This window comes from Janthinobacterium darwini, from assembly GCF_051380905.1.
Lineage (GTDB): Bacteria > Pseudomonadota > Gammaproteobacteria > Burkholderiales > Burkholderiaceae_D > Janthinobacterium.
This window is the reverse complement of the sequence record NZ_JBNYXX010000004.1, coordinates 1-16528: the sequence shown is the minus strand read 5'-3', so window position 1 is coordinate 16528 and position 16528 is coordinate 1. Positions and strand designations below refer to the sequence as shown.

The following is a 16528-nucleotide window of genomic DNA, read 5'->3' as shown; positions in this document are numbered from 1 at the left end:
CGCATCGACTCTCCGCAGCCCTGATCCCCGTGGGCGCGCCACTTCAGGCATGATTGCGATTCCAATCACGTTTTTCCGGAATCCGCATGGAACACCACAGCTTTCTCATCAACATACTGTTTTACCTGGTGGCCGCCATCATCATGGTGCCGCTGGCCAAGCGCCTGGGCATGGGCGCCGTCCTGGGCTACCTGGTGGCCGGCGTCGTTATCGGCCCCTGGGGCCTGGGCCTGATCAAGAATGTCGAGGTGATCCTCAGCTTTTCCGAATTCGGCGTGGTGCTGTTGCTGTTCCTGATCGGGCTGGAGCTCGAACCCAAACGATTGTGGCTGCTGCGCCGGCCGATTTTCGGCTGGGGCGGGGCGCAGGTGGGCGTCGTCAGCGCGGGGCTGTGCGCCGTGGCCATGGCCTTTGGCGTGGACTGGCGCACGGCGCTGGTGGGTGCGCTGGGCCTGTCGCTGTCGTCAACGGCCATCGTGCTGGCCACCCTGGGCGAACGAAAATTGATGAGCACGCCAGCCGGGTCCGCCGGCTTTTCCATCCTGCTGTTCCAGGATATCGCCGCCATTCCCATGATCGCGCTGGTGCCGCTCCTGGGTGGCCTGGTCACGCATAGCGGCGAACCGGGCTGGCTGCGCGTGGCCAAGCTGGCCGCCGTGCTGGCGGCGCTGGTGATCGGCGGGCGCTTCCTCGTCAACCCCATCCTGCGCTTCATCGCCAGGACGGACTTGCGCGAAATCTTCACGGCCTTTGCCCTGCTGCTGGTGATCGCCATCTGCGTGCTGATGGAATCGGTGGGCTTGTCGATGGCGCTGGGCACCTTCATGGCGGGCGTGCTGCTGGCCGATTCCGAATACCGGCATGAACTGATCAGCGACCTGGAACCGTTCAAGGGCTTGCTCCTGGGCCTGTTCTTCATCGCCGTCGGCATGTCCGTCGATTTCGGCGTACTGCGCGCCCAGCCGCTGCTGATCCTGGCCCTGGTCGCGGGGCTGCTGGTGGTCAAGATCGCCTTGCTGTACGTGTTGTCGAAGTTCGTCGACATTCCCCGCGGCCAGCAGCTGTTCTTTGCGCTGCTGCTGTCGCAGGGCGGCGAATTTGCCTTCGTCGTGTTTGCCGCCGCCGAGGCCGCGCATGTGTTTACGCTGCAGACGGCCGCGCTGCTGGTCGTGGTGGTGACCCTGTCGATGGTGGCCACGCCCTTGCTGCTGCTGTTGCACGACAAAATTGTCGCGCCGCGCCTTCAGGGCGAAAGGAAGCGCCGTCCCGACGACCATATCGAGGCGCAGGACAACCCCATCGTCATCGCCGGCTTTGGCCGCTTCGGCCAGATCATCGGCCGCCTGCTGGCCGCGAACAAGATCGGCGTGACGGTGCTCGACCACGACCCGGACCAGATCGAATTGCTGCGCAAGTTCGGCTTTAAAGTGTTTTATGGCGATGCCACGCGTGTGGACCTGCTGGTGGCGGCCGGCATCGAGAAGGCGAAGGCGCTGGTGATCGCCATCGACAATGTGGACGACAGCCTGGCGCTGGTCGACGCCGTGCGTCTGCGCCTGCCCGAACTGACGATTTTGGCGCGCGCGCGCAACGTCACGCACTACTATGAATTGATGAAGCGGGGCGTGACCCTGATCGAGCGCGAGACCTTTGCTGCGGCGCTGCTGCTGGGCGAGCAGACCTTGCAGCAGGTAGGATTCAGCGCGGAGCGGGCGCAGCACGCGGCCGGCATCTTTGGCCGGCATAACCTGAAAACCTTGCTGGAAGTGGCGCCGCACTTCCAGGACCAGCAAAAAGTCATGTCGCTCACGCGCCAGGCGCGCGAGGAACTGGAAGACATGTTCGAGAGCGATGCGGCGGCGTTTGCGGCTGCGGGAACGGAAAGTCCGGGGTCAGACCCTCAACACCGCTAACGCAGAGGCTTGCGCTAACGTACGTGGGGGTCTGACCCCAGCCTTTGCTTTTGGGGCTACTTCCCCCGCTTCGCTTCAATCGCCTCGATCTGGTCCATGATGCCGTTCATGCGCGCCACCAGCGCCTGGTACGGTTTCGGCGAGGCCAGGTCGACGCCGGCCGCCTTCACCAGATCATATGGATAGGCCGAGCCGCCAGCGCCGAGCATTTTCAGGTAGGCGGTCAGCGCGCCCGGTTCCTTGTCGAGGATGCGCTGCGCGAAATCCTGCGCCGCGGCGATCGAGGTGGCGTACTGGAACACATAGAAGCCGTGATAAAAATGCGGCACATACGCCCATTCCAGCGCGTAGGCGGGATCGATGGTCATGACGCCTTGCGCTTCGCCGTGGTAGCGCTTGAGGATGCCGGCGTAAATGGCCGTGATCTCTTCGCCCGTCAGCGATTCGCCCTTGTCCACTTTGCCGTGGATGGCCGCCTCGAATTCGGCGAACATGGCCTGGCGGAAGAAGGTGCCGCGCAGGTTTTCCAGCGCCGCGCCCAGATACAGCAGGCGTTCGTCATCGTCCTTGGCCTGCTTCAGGCGCGCGTCGAGCAGCAGCGCCTCGTTGGTGGTCGAGGCGATTTCCGCGACAAAGATGCTGTACGGCGCATAGATCGACGGTTGCGCCTTGTTGGCCAGCACCGAGTGCATGGCATGGCCCCATTCGTGCGTCAGGGTGCTGACGGCTTCGTAGTTGTCCGTGTAGTTGAGCAGCACGAACGGGTGCACGTCGTACGCGTCGCCATTCATGTAGGCGCCCGCCGCCTTGCGCGGACGCGGATACACATCCATCCAGCGCGCCTCCACGGCCGACGTGAGGGCTTTTACGTAGTCCGGGCCCAGCGGCGCGACGGACGCCAGCATCATCTGCTTGCCGTCGGCCAGCGGGAAGCTGCGCTCGCTTTTCAGCAGCGGCGCATAGATGTCGTAGTAGGCCAGGTCCTTGACGCCCAGCATGCGCGCGCGCAGCTTGAAGTAGCGGTGCAGGGTGGGCAGGTTGGCGTTGGTTTGCGCGATCAGGGTCTGGTAGACGGCCGGTGGCAGGTGGTCGGCGTCCAGCGCGGCGCTCTGCGAGTCGGCATAACGGCGCACCTTCGCATACGCGGCATCCGTTTTCAGCTGGCCGTACAGGGTTTCGCCGAACGTGCGTTCATATTCCTTCCACTTGCCGAAGAAGGCATCGAACACCAGTTTGCGGTCGGCGCGCTGGTCGTCGCCACGGTATTTGGTATAGGCCGCCTGGTCGAGCCGTACTTGCGTGCCATCCGATAATTTGACTGTCGGCCACGGGATTTCCGCATTGGCCAGGGTACGGTAGACGCTGGCGGCCGAGCTCGTCGCCAGGCCGAATTGCGCTACCAGCTGTTCGCCGGCCGCGTCGAGCGTATGTGGCGCGCTGCGCAGCATGTTGCTCAATTGGAAACGGTACAGCTGCAAACCCTTGTCTTTCGCCAGCATGGCATCGATGCGTTTGGCGCCCAGGGCGAGGATTTCCGGCTGCAAGAAAGTGCTCGCCTGGGTGAAGTCGTTGCCCAGCAGGGCGGCGCGCTGGTTCAGCTGGTTACCCTTGCTGTCGCCCGTATCCTGGTCGTAGTACTGCGCCGCATAGGTAGTGAGCGTGTTGACGCGCTTGCGCGCATCGGCGTACAGGTCCAGGCAGCTTTTCAGGCGGGCCGGCGCCGCACCCAGTTGGCCCTTGCAGGTGCCCAGTTGCTGCAGCTGAGCCGACAGCTTTTTCGCGTCGGCGTCGAATGCGGCCTCACTGGCATACAGCGCTGTTAAGTCCCAGCGGTCGGCCTGCCGGTCGGCTGGCATGGGAGCGGGGGCGGCAAAGGCGGTGGAGAGGGCAAAACTGAGGGCCAGCAGGGTCAGTACGGGGCGGTTGAGCGCGGTTGTCGGCATACAGTATCCATTCATGGTCTGGTTGCAAGGGACGCCAGCACAGGCGTGGCGGCAGACACCGAGCTTAGCGCAGCATGGGGACGAAGGAAAGCACTTCGGGAAGGTAGGGAGGGAGCGGGGAAGGCCAGCTTCCCCGCCTGCTAAGTGATTACTGTTTCTTGCCCAGCAAGTCGAGCAGGATCGACGTTTCCGCCGTGATCGCCGCCTTGATGGTCGGCTGGTACTCGGGCGCCCATTGCGGCGAGTGCGGTCCGGCCAGCGGTTTGCCGCTGGCCTTGGCGGCGGCCAGCTTGCTTGGCTCTACCGCGCCGATATGCAGCAGCACCGCCTTCACGCCGGCCTGGCCGTAGTTGGCGAAGTCTTCCGACGTCATCTTGGCGGGCATTTCCGTCACGTTGGCCGCGCCCAGCGATTTTTGCAAGGTCGATACCATGCGCAGGGTCAAGTCCGGGTCGTTGTAGACGGCGTCCGTGCCGGGACGAATTTCCACCAGCGGCTCTTTCGGCGCGCCGGCGGCAAACGCTTCGCCCTTGACTTCACGCGCGATGCTGGCCAGCACGCGCTTGCGCACGGCATCCTTGAAGGTGCGCACCGTCAACTGCATGGTCACCTGGTCGGGCACGATGTTGGCCTGGGTACCGCCATGGATGCTGCCCACCGTGATGACGACGGGGTCCATCGGATTGTTTTCGCGCGAGACCAGGGTTTGCAGTGCCAGCACGATGCGCGCGGCCATCACGACCGGGTCGCGCGTGTCGTGCGGTGCTGCGCCGTGGCCACCCTGGCCATACACGGTAATGCTGATGGTGTCGGCGGCGGCGCGGAAGTAGCCGGCGTGGTAGCCGACGGTGCCCGATGGCAGTGTCGCTTCATCGTGGAAGGACAGCGCGTAGTCCGGCTTCGGGAAGCGCGTAAACAAGCCGTCCTTCAGCATGGCGGCCGCGCCCAGCAGCGGTTCCTCGGCCGGCTGGCCCACCAGCATCAGTGTGCCGCTCCAGTGCTGGCGGTTGTCGGCCATCAGCTTGGCACTGCCATACCAGGCCGACATGTGCACGTCGTGGCCGCAGGCATGCATCACGGGCACGCTTTCGCCGGCCGCATTTTTCGTTACCGCGCTGCTGGCAAACGGCAGGCCGGTTTTTTCCAGCACGGGCAGGGCGTCGATTTCCGTGCGCAGCATGACGACGGGGCCGGGGCCGTTGCGCAGGATGGCGACGACGCCGGTGCCGCCGACACCGGTGCTCACGTCAAAACCGAGGGCCTTGACTTTTTCGGCCAGTTTTTTTGCCGTCTCGACTTCCTGGAACGCCAGTTCCGGGTGGCGGTGCAGGTCCAGGTACAGGCTTTCCACGGCGGGATAGTTGGCATTCAGTTGCGCGGCGATGGCCGGTGGCAGGGCCGCGCCGTGGGCGAGGCCGGCACAGGCAAGGGCTGCGGCGCAGGTGATTTGTTTCAGGGGCAATGCGGGAAATTTCATAGATTTCTTTGAGAAACAGGCGTGCGGAGATGCGAGGCGCGCCTGTAGTTGCTGAGGAGACTTTTAAATTAACAGAAACATTTCTCAAAATCAACAAATCAGCTACATATATTTCAATAATGTATAATCTGCAATATAAATGATTCCTTAGGGAATTAAAAGTATCTTCAACGCATGATTTTAGAGAAAAGACACCATGGGCTTTATCGCAAATATCAAGATCGGCAAGCGCCTGAGTATCGGCTTTGTCCTGATCCTGGCAATGACCGTTCTGATTGCTACAGTGGGCGTGTGGCGCCTGAATGAGGTGGCGACGTCCACGCGCGCCATGATGGCCGAACCGCTGACCAAGGAACGCCTGATTACTGACTGGTATGGCTTGAACTTTGCCTCGATCCGCCGCACGGCCGCTATCGTCAAGAGCAGCGACCCGGCGCTGGGACCGTATTTCAAGGAAGACTCGGCCGCCTCGGTGAAGAAGGCGGCCGAATTGCTCAAGCAGATCGAGCCGCTGGTCTCGGGCGAGAAGGAAAAAGCCCTGTTCGCCAAGATCCTCGAGCAGCGCAAGGTGTACAGCGCTTCGCGCGATGGTGCCGTCAAGGCCAAGGCCGATGGCGACGTGGAAGGCGCGGCGAGAATCCTCGACACCGCGTTTACGCCGGCTGCCCAGGTTTACCAGGATTTGCTGCAGGAACTGGTGACCTTGCAGCGCGAAAGCATCGATGCGACGGCCAAGCAGATCGACGCCTCCGCCGTGCATGACACCACCGTCATCAGCCTGCTGACCCTGTTCGCCGTGGCCTTCGGCGTGCTGTGCTCGTGGCTGCTGACGACGGGCATCACGCGTCCGCTGCGCCAGGCGCTGGCGCTGGCTGAAACGGTGGCCGCCGGCGACCTGACGCAGACCGTCGCCACGACGGCGAAGGATGAAATGGGGGCGCTGCTCACGGCCCTGGGTAATATGAACAACAACCTGGTCAGCATCGTCAGCCAGGTGCGCAGCGGCACGGACAGCATCGCCACGGCATCATCGGAAATCGCCGCCGGCAACCTGGACCTGTCATCGCGCACGGAACAGCAGGCCGGTTCGCTGGAAGAAACGGCCTCGTCGATGGAAGAACTGACCAGTACCGTCAAGCAGAATGCCGACAATGCGCGCCAGGCCAACCAGCTGGCAATCACGGCGGCCGGCATCGCCAGCCGCGGCGGCTCGGTGGTGGCCGAAGTGGTGGCGACCATGGGCTCGATCAACGAATCGTCGCGCAAGATCGTCGACATTATCAGCGTGATCGACGGCATCGCCTTCCAGACGAATATCCTGGCGCTCAATGCGGCCGTGGAAGCGGCGCGGGCCGGCGAGCAAGGGCGCGGTTTTGCCGTGGTGGCCGGCGAGGTGCGCAACCTGGCGCAGCGTTCGGCAGCGGCGGCCAAGGAAATCAAGGGCTTGATCGACGATTCGGTCAGCAAGGTGGGCGTGGGCGCCAAGCTGGTCGACCAGGCTGGCGCGACCATGGATGAAGTGGTCTCCAGCGTCAAGCGCGTGACCGATATCATCGGCGAGATTTCCAGTGCCAGCCAGGAGCAGACGCATGGCATCGAACAAGTCAATCAGGCCATCACGCAGATGGACCAGGTGACGCAGCAAAATGCGGCGCTGGTGGAAGAGGCGGCGGCCGCCGCCGGTTCTCTGCAAGAGCAGGCGCACGGCCTGGCGCAAGTGGTCAGCGTATTCAAGTTGCGTGAACAGCCAGGTTTGCTGCGTCGCGCGGCGCCACAGCCGGCAGTCGCGCGCCCTGCGCCAGTGCCGCGTGTTGCCGCGCGCAGCATTGCCGTCAAGGCGAAGCCGCCGGCTCCCGCGAAGGCGCTGGCTGGTGACGACTGGGAAGAGTTTTAAATCAAGACAGACGGCGGCGCCATCGCCATGATGGCGCCGTGCGTCGGGGTCAGCCTTGCTGGAGCGGAATGGTGCCGAACGTCGTCGGCGTCGAGCATGGCTCTTCGTCAAAGGCGATGTCGCCCATGGGGTTGGCCATACCGTCCGCCTTCAAATCCTTGAAGCCGAACAGCTTCGGGTCCATCAGGTGCGACGGCGCCACGTTCGACAGGGCCGAGAAGATGCTTTCCACGCGGCCGGGGAATTTCTTGTCCCATTCCCGCATCAGGCCCTTGATCTGCTTGCGCTGCAGGTTTTCCTGCGAGCCGCACAGGTCGCATGGAATGATGGGGAAGCCCTTGACTTCCGCATAGCGCTGCGTGTCTTCTTCTTTGACGTAGGCCATCGGACGAATGACGATGTGCTTGCCGTCGTCCGATTGCAGCTTGGCCGGCATGCCTTTCAGTTTTCCACCGAAGAACATATTCAGGAAGAACGTTTCCAGTATGTCGTCGCGATGGTGGCCCAGGGCGATCTTGTTGGCGCCCAGCTCGTCGGCCACGCGGTACAGGATGCCGCGGCGCAGGCGCGAGCACAGCGAGCAAGTCGTCTTGCCTTCCGGGATCAGGCGCTTGACGATGCTGTAGGTATCCTGGTTTTCGATGTGGAAGGCGACGCCCAGTTCCGTCAGGTAGGCGGGCAGGATTTCCGGCGGGAAGTTCGGCTGTTTCTGGTCCAGGTTGACGGCAACGATGTCGAAGTGAATCGGCGCGCGTTCGCGCAAGGTCATCAGGATGTCCAGCAGCGCGTAGCTATCCTTGCCGCCGGACAGGCACACCATCACCTTGTCGCCGTCTTCGATCATATTAAAATCGCCGATGGCTTGCCCCACCAGGCGGCACAAGCGCTTGTGCAGCTTGTTGTTCTCCAGGGCGATCTTTTCCGCCTTCTTGCGCGCCAGTTTCTGCGCTTCCACGTTGGCCGGGAATTCCACGGCCGTTGTCGTCGTTTCCATCACTGCGGCATTGCTCATGTTGCTCATACTTCATCCTTGATCTTGAATACTTCCACGCCCACGCCTTCGCAGTCGGGATACACGTCCGGTTTCATGCTCGACACGCGCGCGGCGCGCACGCGCGGGTGCGCCAGCATGGCGGCGAGCACGTCGTCGACCAGGCTTTCCTGCAGCTGCACATGGCCTTGCGCCATGCGTTTGGCGATGGTTTCGCGCATGAAGTCGTAGTCGACCACTTCGTCCAGCTGGTCATCCTTCGGCGTCGACAGGGCCAGGGGAATGTACAGATCGACGTTGATGAGGACGCGCTGCTCGCCCTTTTTCTCGAAGTCGTAGACGCCGATATTGATGAGGATTTCATAATTGCGCAGGAACAGGCGGCGGCAATCAGCCAGGCGAGGATGGTACAGGGCGGACGACATAGTTTTACCTTTTAGGGAATGCTGGAATGCTGGTTGTTTGGCAGGACTGCTGATTATTTGGTCAAAAACATGACGTCACGCGGCAAACCGATCAAATGCTGGCCGCCATCGACCAGCAGGGTCGTGCCCGTCAGCGCGCGCGCGCCGGCCACGTAACAGACGCAGTCGGCCACATCCTCGGGCGTGCTGGAGCGGCCCAGCGGCGTGTTTTCATGCGCCTTGGCAAAGTTCGCTTCCGTCTGCTCGCCGGAGACCATGGTGATGCCGGGGGCAATGCCCACCACGCGCACTTTCGGCGCCAGCGCCTGGGCCAGCATGGTGGTCGCCGACAGCAGCGCCGCCTTGGACAGGGTGTACGACAAAAAATCAGGATTGAGATTGTACAGTTTTTGGTCCAGCAAGTTGATGACCACGGCTTGTCCGCCTGTCGGGGTGGCCTGGTACAAGGCTTGCGCCAGCAGGATGGGGGCGGCCAGGTTGGCGTGCATGTGGGCGTCGAGCGCGGTGACGGAAAAATCGCCCGCATTGTCGTATTCAAACAACGATGCGTTGTTGATTACGCAAGTGATCGGGCCCAGCGCTGCCTGCGCCTGCGGCAACAGCTGGCGCACGGCCTCTTCCTGCGCCAGGTCGCAGGGGAACGCTTGCGCGCGGCGTCCCAAGGCGGTGATTTCCGCTACCAGGCTGAGCGCTTCGTCATGCGATGCGCGGTAATGCACGGCGATATCCCAGCCGTCGCGCGCCAGGCCCAGCGCGATGGCGCGGCCGATGCGGCGCGCGGCGCCAGTGACGAGGGCGACGCGGGGTGTGCTGTGTGGCAGTGTCGATGCTGGAGTCATGTCTCTATTTACTGTGCTTGTGTGTGAAGTGCGCATGGCCGCCTCGGCCGGTACTGGCGCCGTGGCCCGCCGATTCGCTACAATGCGGGAATGTCTCTTCCCGCACCCGATAGCGACGCGCTGGCCGCGTCCCATGCCTTGCAGCACCAGATTGCCGCCGAAATCGCGCGCAATGACGGCGCCATTCCCTTTGTCCGCTTCATGGAGCTGGCGCTGTATGCGCCTGACCTCGGCTATTACAGCGGCGGCGCCGCCAAGCTGGGTAAAGATGGCGATTTTACAACCGCGCCGGAGATTTCTCCCCTGTTCGGCGCCACGCTGGCCCATGTGGCAGCCGCTATTATGGCGCAAACGGCTCCGCGCATCCTCGAATTCGGCGCCGGCACGGGCAAGCTGGCCTTCGATATCCTGACAGAAGCGGCCCGCGCCGGTATCCCTATAGAACAGTATGCGATCGTCGAATTGTCCGGCGAATTGCGCGCGCGCCAGGAACTGGCGCTGGCAGCCTTTCCGCAAGTGGTGTGGCTCGACGGCTTTCCCGACAGTTTCGAGGGCGCTGTGTTCGGCAATGAAGTGCTGGACGCCATGCCCGTCAACCTGATCAGCAAGACGCCCGCCGGCTGGTGTGAACTCGATGTCAGCATTGCCGATGGCCAGTTCGTCTTTGTCGAACGCCCGGCCGGTGCCGACGTCGCCGCGCAGATCGCCGCCCAGGTGCCGGACGCCGATGCCTTGCCGGTCGGCTATGTCAGCGAGATCCACGGGGTCGCCTGCGGCTTCATGCGCTCGCTGGCGCGCATGTTGACCAATGGCAAGGGTGGGGCGGCCGTGCTGTTCGACTATGGCTTCCCCGCGCATGAGTATTACCTGGACCTGCGCGCCACGGGCACCCTGATGTGCCATTACCGCCATCATGCCCATGCGGAGCCGTTTTATTTGCCCGGCTTGCAGGACATCACGGCGCACGTCGATTTTACGGCCATGGCGGTGGCGGCGCAGGGTGCGGGCCTCGATGTGCTCGCGTACATGAATCAGGCTTCCTTCCTGCTGGGCGCAGGTATCGGCGACTTGCTGCTGCGCACCGATCCGGAGCAGGTCAAGACCTACCTGCCGCAGGCCAGCGCCGTGCAAAAGCTGGTATCGCCGGCCGAGATGGGGGAATTGTTCAAGGTGCTGGCGGTGGGGCACCGCGTGGAGTTGCCGGAAGCCCTGTTGTCCGCTGACCGCAGTCATCGCTTATAAGCGCTGCAATATCAAGGCAGGGCAGTCTTGCCCTGCAATTTCCTGTCCGCCGGTGGTTATTATCTTGTCATATCGTATATGATGACCGACACAGCACGGTTCCATCCTGCAAGAACCCGTCGCCGCGCACCGATTTCAAGATAGAACGATGGGAAAGATACATACACACTATGACAACCTGAAGGTGGCGCGCCTGGCGCCGCAGGAAGTCATACGTGCCGCGTACAAAGCCCTCAGCCAGAAATACCACCCTGACAAGAATCCCGGCGACGAAAAGGCCGCCCGCATCATGGCGATCCTCAACAGCGCCTATGGCACCTTGTCCGATCCGCAACGCCGCAGGGAACACGACGAGTGGATCGCTGCCGAGGAGTGGGAAATCGAATGGCTGGAAAGCACCCACCACGAAGAAGGCAAAAGCCGCGATGGCCGCGCGAAAGGCCATGCCCAGTCGCATGAGCATGCTTGGGCGCAGGATGTGCCACCACCAAAGGGCAAACCGCGACGCGGCCTGCAGCCCATCTGGCGCAACTGGCGCTGGTGGCTGAGCCTGCTTGTCTGCCTGTTGCTGGGCTGGCTGGGCGCCTTGCTGATGCTCGATACCTCCCAGCCCATGCCGACCGCGCTGGCGTCGGCCTGGAGCGGGCTGGCCCGCGATGGCGCCAAGCCCCATGCGCCGACCGCCACGCCAGCGGCCAGTGCCACGCCAGCGGCATCGAAAGCTGAGGCCGTGGCAGTCGACAGCTGGGCGGTGGGCAAGCCGTATGCACCGGAACCCCGGGAAACGCCGATGCCCGAGATCCGCGTGCTGGCCGTTTCCCAGCTGAGCCTGAAAGCCATCCAGCCCGCCTGCGATGGCGTAGCTAAGGCAGAGTCCGCATCGCTGGTGGCGCCCAATGGCGAACCCTGGCCAGTGCATTCCGGCTATGTCGATGGATTTCCGATCGGGAACAAGGGCGATGAGCTGGCCGTCAGCATCGACAACAGCAACAATACCGCGCCCGTGTTCGTCAAACTGTATGACACGGAGCGGCGCTCGAACGTGCGCTACCTGTACATCCTCGCCAACGACAAGCTGCTGGTGGAACAGCTCAGCGCGGGCAGGTATGAAGTGCGCTACCAGGCAGTCGGGCCGGGCCAGGACAATTGTGGCGGCACCACGCGCGGCGGTGCATCGGCTCCCGCGCCGGCCGTTGGCGAAGATGGTGCGAAGAATCCTGTTGTAAGCAGCATCTAATCTGATTATGCTTGATATGCATCAACGCAGCGTCCACATCGAACTTATCCATTAGGAGTATTCATGACCGACCTCAAAGCCGATGCAGACGATGACTGGCTGCTCGACGAGGATGAGCCGGTGGCCAGTCCTGCCGGGCTGGCCGCGCCCGACCAGCGCCTGTGGCGCGTCCTGATCGTCGATGATGACGTCGATGTGCATGCGGTAACGCGGCTGGCGCTGCGCAATGTCAGCTTCAAGGGCCGCGAACTGGAACTGTTTTCCGCCTATAGTGGCCGCGAAGCGTTTGAGATCTTGCGCGATACGCCCGATATTGCGCTGGTGCTGCTCGATGTGGTGATGGAAACGGACGATGCGGGTCTGATCCTCGCCAAGCGCATTCGCGCCGACCTGAACAACTCCATCGTGCGCGTCGTGCTGCGCACGGGCCAGCCGGGCCAGGCGCCCGAGCAGCGCGTCATCATCGAATACGACATCAACGATTACAAGGCCAAGACGGAGCTGACGACGCAGAAGCTGTTTACCACCGTCATCTCGGCTCTGCGTGCCTACGAGAGCCTGATGATGCTCGAGCGCAGCCGCATCGGCCTGGGCAAGATCCTCGCCGGCGCCACCAATCTGTACCAGATCCATTCTCTGCGCGAATTCGCTTCCGGTGTGCTGAACCAGGTGAGCGCCATCCTCGATGTGGGTGCCGACGGAGTGCTGTGCCTGATGCAGGGCGGCGCCGGAGGGCCAGAGGTGGTCGCCGCCACGGGCACCTATGCCACGCTGGCCGAGTCGGAAGCCCTGCCGGCCGACCATGCGCTCGCCCCCACCATCGCCAAGGCGTTTGCGGAAAAGCGCAGCCAGTTCGAGCATCCGGCCAATGTGCTTTTTATCCACACGGAAGGCAACCGCGAGCTGGCCATCTCCGTCACGCCGCCCTGGCCGCTGGCGCAGATCCAGCGCGACCTGCTGGAAGTATTTTGCCAGCGCATCGCCGCCGCCTTCGACAACCTGTATATGTTTGGCCAGCTGCGCAAGGCGCAGGAAGCAACTGTGGTGGCGCTGGCCGACCTGGCCGAGTTCCGCGACAGCGACACGGGCGGCCATGTGCGGCGGGTACAGCAATTGTCTGATGCCATCGCCCGGCGCATGCAGCAGCGCGGCGTATATGCCGACGAGCTGACGCCGCAGCTGCTCGACATGATTGGCCTGGCCAGCATCTTGCACGACGTGGGCAAGGTGGCCACGCCGGACGCCGTGCTGCTGAAACCAGGCAAGCATACGGATGAGGAGCGGGCGCAGATGCAGCTGCATGCCAGCGTCGGGCGCACCATCCTCGAGCGGGCCGCCAATATGGTCGACGGCGTCAGCTACCTCACGTATGGCGCGCAGATCGCCGGCGGCCACCACGAGCATTTCGATGGCGCCGGCTATCCGGACGGCCTGAAGGGGCGCACTATTCCCATAGCCGCGCGCATCGTTGCCGTGGTCGACGTCTTCGATGCCCTGTTGCACGAGCGGCCCTACAAGGAGCCATGGCCGTATCCGCAGGTGCGCGAATACATCGAACAGCGCAGCGGCAGCCAGTTCGATCCGGAAGTGGTGACGGCACTGCTGGACCTGATCGACCATGAGCCGGAACTGTGGCATCCGGAGAGCGCCGCCGCTTGAGTTGCAGCTTCCTGCCCAGCTTCGTTGGCGTTTTTCGGCGCCACACCATTCCCTTGCGCGCGGCGCCGTCATATACTCGGCTGCCTCATGCTGGCCGGCGCCACGCACCAGTGTGGCGCGCCGCGGAGTTTTCGGACATTACGACATGAAAGAACTCAAGGGTCTCAGCGCACTGATCATCGAGCCGCATCCGGGCATGCGTGCCAGCCTGCACAATATGCTCAATCTGTGTGGCTTGGCAAAGATCGATGACGCGGCCAGCTCGGGCCAGGCGATCCGCATGCTGGGCAGCAAATCGTATGATTTGATCCTGTGCGAATACGATCTCGACGGAGGACAGGATGGCCAGCAGATGCTGGAAGACTTGCGCCACCACAAATTGATGCACGCGTCCACCATGTTTTTCATGGTCACGGGCGAGGGCAGCTTCGCCAAGGTGGTCAGCGCCGTCGAGCTGTTGCCCACCGATTACATTCTCAAGCCATTCACCGCTGACAACATGCTCGAGCGCATCGGCCGCGCGCTGGACAAGCGCAACGCCTTCGTGCCCGTCTATGAACTGATCGACGTGGGCAATGAGCGTGCGGCGATTGCCGCCTGCGCCGAGGGCGCCAGCCTGTATCCCCGTTACGCTACCGATTTCCTGCGCCTGCGCGCGGAACTGCATTTGTTGCTGGGCGAAGCGGCCGACGCGGAACCGATCTACGCAGCCCTGTACGGCGCCAAGGCTATCGGCTGGGCGCGCCTGGGACAGGCGAAGACGCAATTCCTGCTGGGCGAGTACGAAGCGGCGCAGGGCACGCTGGAAGGATTGCTGGAAAACAACAAGCGCTTTCTCGATGCGTATGACTGGCTGGCGCGCACGCACTTGGCGCAAGGCAAGCCGGAACTGGCGCAGGCGGCCCTGAGCGAAGCGGTGGCCCTGTCGCCGCATGCCGTGCGCCGCTTGCGCCGGCTGGGCGAGGCAGCCCTCGCGGCCGACGATATAGAGATGGCGGAAAAAGCCCTGAAGCTGGTGGTCAGCAAGGCCAAGTATTCGGAGTTCCGCGACCCGGAAGACCATGTGCGCCTGGTGCAGACCCTGGTGCGCAAGGGCGATCCGCTGCAGGTGGGCGCCGTGATCCGCGACCTCGACAAGTCGATGGGCGGACAAAAGAATGCGCAATTGTGCAGCGCCCTGTGCAGCGCCATGCTGCATGCGCATACGGGCAACGAGGAGCGCCTGCAGCAATCGCTCGACGCCGCCCTGGCCGCCAACCGCCATAGCGTGGGCAGCTCGAATACGCTGAAAACGGAACTGGCGCGCCACTGCCTGGCGCACGGGCGCGAAGACGGCGCGGCCGAGGTGATGCGTGAAGTCATGCGCAATGCGCCCGACAGCGCGGCCATGACGCGCGCCATGGCCGTGTTCGAACAGGCGGGGCGCGAAGAGTTGGCCAAGGCACTGGCGCGGCAAAGCCGCCAGGAAGTGGCCGATATGGTGGCGGCGGGCGCCGCCAAGGCGGGAGAAGGCGATTTCCGTGGTGCCGTCGAACTGATGGGCGAAGCCGTCACGCGCCTGCCCGACAATCCGCAAGTGGTGTTCAATGCGGCCGTGGCGGTACTGAAATGCCTGGAGCACGAAGGTTGGGATGAGCGCATGGGGCAGCAGGCGCTGACTTTTATTGCCGGTGTGCGCCGCCTGGACCCGCGCAACCCCAAATTACCGGTGCTGTCGGGCCTGCATCAGCAGTTGTTGCGTAAATATAAGCCCCTTGGCAACTCCTGGATGCATCCGCCTGACGCCCGGTAAACAGGAAAAATGCGGGGTGAGTGACGGAAAAATGCGGCTTGCAGCCAGGGGGGATAAAAAAATGCGAAAAAAAGTCGACTTTTTCGCGCCAACCCTTGCACATTCTCAAATCGGGAGCTTATAATCACGCCCCGAAGCAGCCAACTTCTTCTTTATACGCAAATGCAGCAGTCAGGCATCAGTAAATAAGGTTGACAGTTGTGAGTAGATGCTTCATACTCTGCGGTTCCCGCGGAGGGGTGGCCGAGTGGTTAAAGGCGACAGACTGTAAATCTGTTCTCTATGAGTACGCTGGTTCGAATCCAGCCCCCTCCACCAAGTTTTTGCAAGGAAAACTGGGTAGTAGCAAGTAAGTGAAGATAAGTGAACGATACCTCGCGGGTGTAGCTCAATGGTAGAGCAGAAGCCTTCCAAGCTTACGACGAGGGTTCGATTCCCTTCACCCGCTCCAGTTTCCGTTCAGATGCTTGATGCATCGCATGCAACAAATTACAGCCCTTGTAGCTCAGTGGTAGAGCACTCCCTTGGTAAGGGAGAGGCCACGTGTTCGATCCACGTCAAGGGCACCAGAATTCGCAGCAGGCAGCACAGAAGCAATTCAAACCAGACCGTCGGGCGTGTGCCTGAGCAATCTAATCAAATCATTAGGAGTTCAAAATGGCAAAAGGTAAATTCGAACGGACCAAGCCGCACGTCAACGTCGGCACCATCGGCCACGTCGACCACGGTAAAACCACGCTGACCGCTGCAATCGCAACGGTTCTGTCGAAGAAATTCGGCGGCGAAGCTAAAGCATACGACCAGATCGATGCGGCTCCAGAAGAAAAAGCGCGCGGTATCACGATTAACACCGCCCACGTTGAGTACGAAACGGCGACGCGTCACTACGCGCACGTTGACTGCCCAGGCCACGCCGATTACATCAAAAACATGATTACCGGTGCTGCGCAGATGGACGGCGCGATCCTGGTATGCTCCGCAGCTGACGGCCCAATGCCGCAGACCCGCGAACACATCCTGCTGGCCCGCCAAGTTGGCGTTCCATACATCATCGTGTTCCTGAACAAGTGCGACCTGGTCGACGACGCAGAGCTGCTGGAACTGGTTGAAATGGAA

At 62.5% G+C, this 16528-nt stretch carries 12 protein-coding genes and 3 tRNA genes; 10 read left to right on the top strand and 5 right to left on the bottom strand.

Annotation, left to right across the window (positions count from 1 at the left end; genetic code table 11):
• Positions 1-86 precede the first annotated feature (86 nt).
• Complete coding sequence (gene kefC / locus ACQ4WZ_RS21285) at positions 87-1913, top strand: glutathione-regulated potassium-efflux system protein KefC (protein WP_436574474.1); 1827 nt, start codon at positions 87-89, stop codon at positions 1911-1913.
• 56 nt (positions 1914-1969) lie between these two features.
• Here kefC and pepF read toward each other — a convergent pair whose 3' ends face one another.
• Both pepF and ACQ4WZ_RS21275 read right to left on the bottom strand, forming a co-directional pair.
• Positions 1970-3856, bottom strand: coding sequence for an oligoendopeptidase F (pepF, locus tag ACQ4WZ_RS21280; protein ID WP_436574473.1), 1887 nt, complete (start codon positions 3854-3856; stop codon positions 1970-1972).
• Positions 3857-4004: 148 nt separating this feature from the next.
• The gene (locus tag ACQ4WZ_RS21275) at positions 4005-5333 is read right to left on the bottom strand and encodes an amidohydrolase (protein ID WP_436574472.1); all 1329 of its coding nucleotides are present in this window, start codon (positions 5331-5333) and stop codon (positions 4005-4007) included.
• 196 nt (positions 5334-5529) lie between these two features.
• Between ACQ4WZ_RS21275 and ACQ4WZ_RS21270 the strand changes: the two genes are divergently transcribed.
• A complete protein-coding gene (locus ACQ4WZ_RS21270; protein ID WP_436574471.1) occupies positions 5530-7227 on the top strand; it encodes a methyl-accepting chemotaxis protein in 1698 nt (565 codons plus the stop codon).
• 49 nt (positions 7228-7276) lie between these two features.
• Here the strand turns inward: ACQ4WZ_RS21270 and ttcA are convergent, their stop codons facing one another.
• From ttcA to ACQ4WZ_RS21255, 3 genes are read right to left on the bottom strand one after another with little or no spacing between them, the layout of a single operon-like run.
• On the bottom strand, positions 7277-8239 hold the full coding sequence (ttcA, locus tag ACQ4WZ_RS21265; protein ID WP_373918505.1) for a tRNA 2-thiocytidine(32) synthetase TtcA: 963 nt from the start codon (positions 8237-8239) through the stop codon (positions 7277-7279).
• A 5-nt stretch (positions 8240-8244) separates the two neighbouring features.
• Positions 8245-8643: a dihydroneopterin aldolase gene (locus ACQ4WZ_RS21260; protein ID WP_101483547.1), complete on the bottom strand. Its 399-nt coding sequence runs from the start codon at positions 8641-8643 to the stop codon at positions 8245-8247.
• Between the two features lie 53 nt (positions 8644-8696).
• A complete protein-coding gene (locus ACQ4WZ_RS21255) occupies positions 8697-9482 on the bottom strand; it encodes an SDR family oxidoreductase (RefSeq protein WP_101483548.1) in 786 nt (261 codons plus the stop codon).
• Between the two features lie 90 nt (positions 9483-9572).
• On the opposite strand from ACQ4WZ_RS21255, the gene ACQ4WZ_RS21250 reads away from it, so the two are divergent.
• The 8 genes from ACQ4WZ_RS21250 to ACQ4WZ_RS21215 form a co-directional block, all read left to right on the top strand.
• Positions 9573-10724, top strand: coding sequence for a class I SAM-dependent methyltransferase (locus ACQ4WZ_RS21250; protein ID WP_436574470.1), 1152 nt, complete (start codon positions 9573-9575; stop codon positions 10722-10724).
• Positions 10725-10872: 148 nt separating this feature from the next.
• Positions 10873-11961, top strand: a complete 1089-nt coding sequence (locus tag ACQ4WZ_RS21245; protein ID WP_133988838.1) for a J domain-containing protein — start codon at positions 10873-10875, stop codon at positions 11959-11961.
• Positions 11962-12024: 63 nt separating this feature from the next.
• The gene (locus ACQ4WZ_RS21240; RefSeq protein WP_101483551.1) at positions 12025-13620 is read left to right on the top strand and encodes a DUF3369 domain-containing protein; all 1596 of its coding nucleotides are present in this window, start codon (positions 12025-12027) and stop codon (positions 13618-13620) included.
• 145 nt (positions 13621-13765) lie between these two features.
• Positions 13766-15412: a tetratricopeptide repeat-containing response regulator gene (locus ACQ4WZ_RS21235; RefSeq protein ID WP_101483552.1), complete on the top strand. Its 1647-nt coding sequence runs from the start codon at positions 13766-13768 to the stop codon at positions 15410-15412.
• Between the two features lie 233 nt (positions 15413-15645).
• Positions 15646-15730, top strand: a tRNA-Tyr gene (locus ACQ4WZ_RS21230).
• Positions 15731-15789: 59 nt separating this feature from the next.
• Positions 15790-15863 (top strand) — tRNA-Gly (locus ACQ4WZ_RS21225).
• Positions 15864-15906: 43 nt separating this feature from the next.
• Positions 15907-15981: transfer RNA gene (locus tag ACQ4WZ_RS21220), tRNA-Thr, on the top strand.
• An 88-nt stretch (positions 15982-16069) separates the two neighbouring features.
• Positions 16070-16528 (top strand): GTP-binding protein (locus tag ACQ4WZ_RS21215; protein ID WP_436574469.1); only part of this gene is annotated, 459 nt, incomplete at its 3' end.

Bases quoted from the DNA above. Each gene is read 5' to 3' on its own strand.
- ACQ4WZ_RS21255 (WP_101483548.1), bottom strand. From the start codon at position 9,482: ATGACTCCAGCATCGACACTGCCACACAGCACACCCCGCGTCGCCCTC.
- ACQ4WZ_RS21235 (WP_101483552.1), top strand. From the start codon at position 13,766: ATGAAAGAACTCAAGGGTCTCAGCGCACTGATCATCGAGCCGCATCCG.
- kefC (WP_436574474.1), top strand. From the start codon at position 87: ATGGAACACCACAGCTTTCTCATCAACATACTGTTTTACCTGGTGGCC.
- ttcA (WP_373918505.1), bottom strand. From the start codon at position 8,239: ATGAGCAATGCCGCAGTGATGGAAACGACGACAACGGCCGTGGAATTC.
- ACQ4WZ_RS21275 (WP_436574472.1), bottom strand. From the start codon at position 5,333: ATGAAATTTCCCGCATTGCCCCTGAAACAAATCACCTGCGCCGCAGCC.
- ACQ4WZ_RS21260 (WP_101483547.1), bottom strand. From the start codon at position 8,643: ATGTCGTCCGCCCTGTACCATCCTCGCCTGGCTGATTGCCGCCGCCTG.
- ACQ4WZ_RS21245 (WP_133988838.1), top strand. From the start codon at position 10,873: ATGGGAAAGATACATACACACTATGACAACCTGAAGGTGGCGCGCCTG.
- ACQ4WZ_RS21240 (WP_101483551.1), top strand. From the start codon at position 12,025: ATGACCGACCTCAAAGCCGATGCAGACGATGACTGGCTGCTCGACGAG.
- pepF (WP_436574473.1), bottom strand. From the start codon at position 3,856: ATGCCGACAACCGCGCTCAACCGCCCCGTACTGACCCTGCTGGCCCTC.
- ACQ4WZ_RS21250 (WP_436574470.1), top strand. From the start codon at position 9,573: ATGTCTCTTCCCGCACCCGATAGCGACGCGCTGGCCGCGTCCCATGCC.
- ACQ4WZ_RS21270 (WP_436574471.1), top strand. From the start codon at position 5,530: ATGGGCTTTATCGCAAATATCAAGATCGGCAAGCGCCTGAGTATCGGC.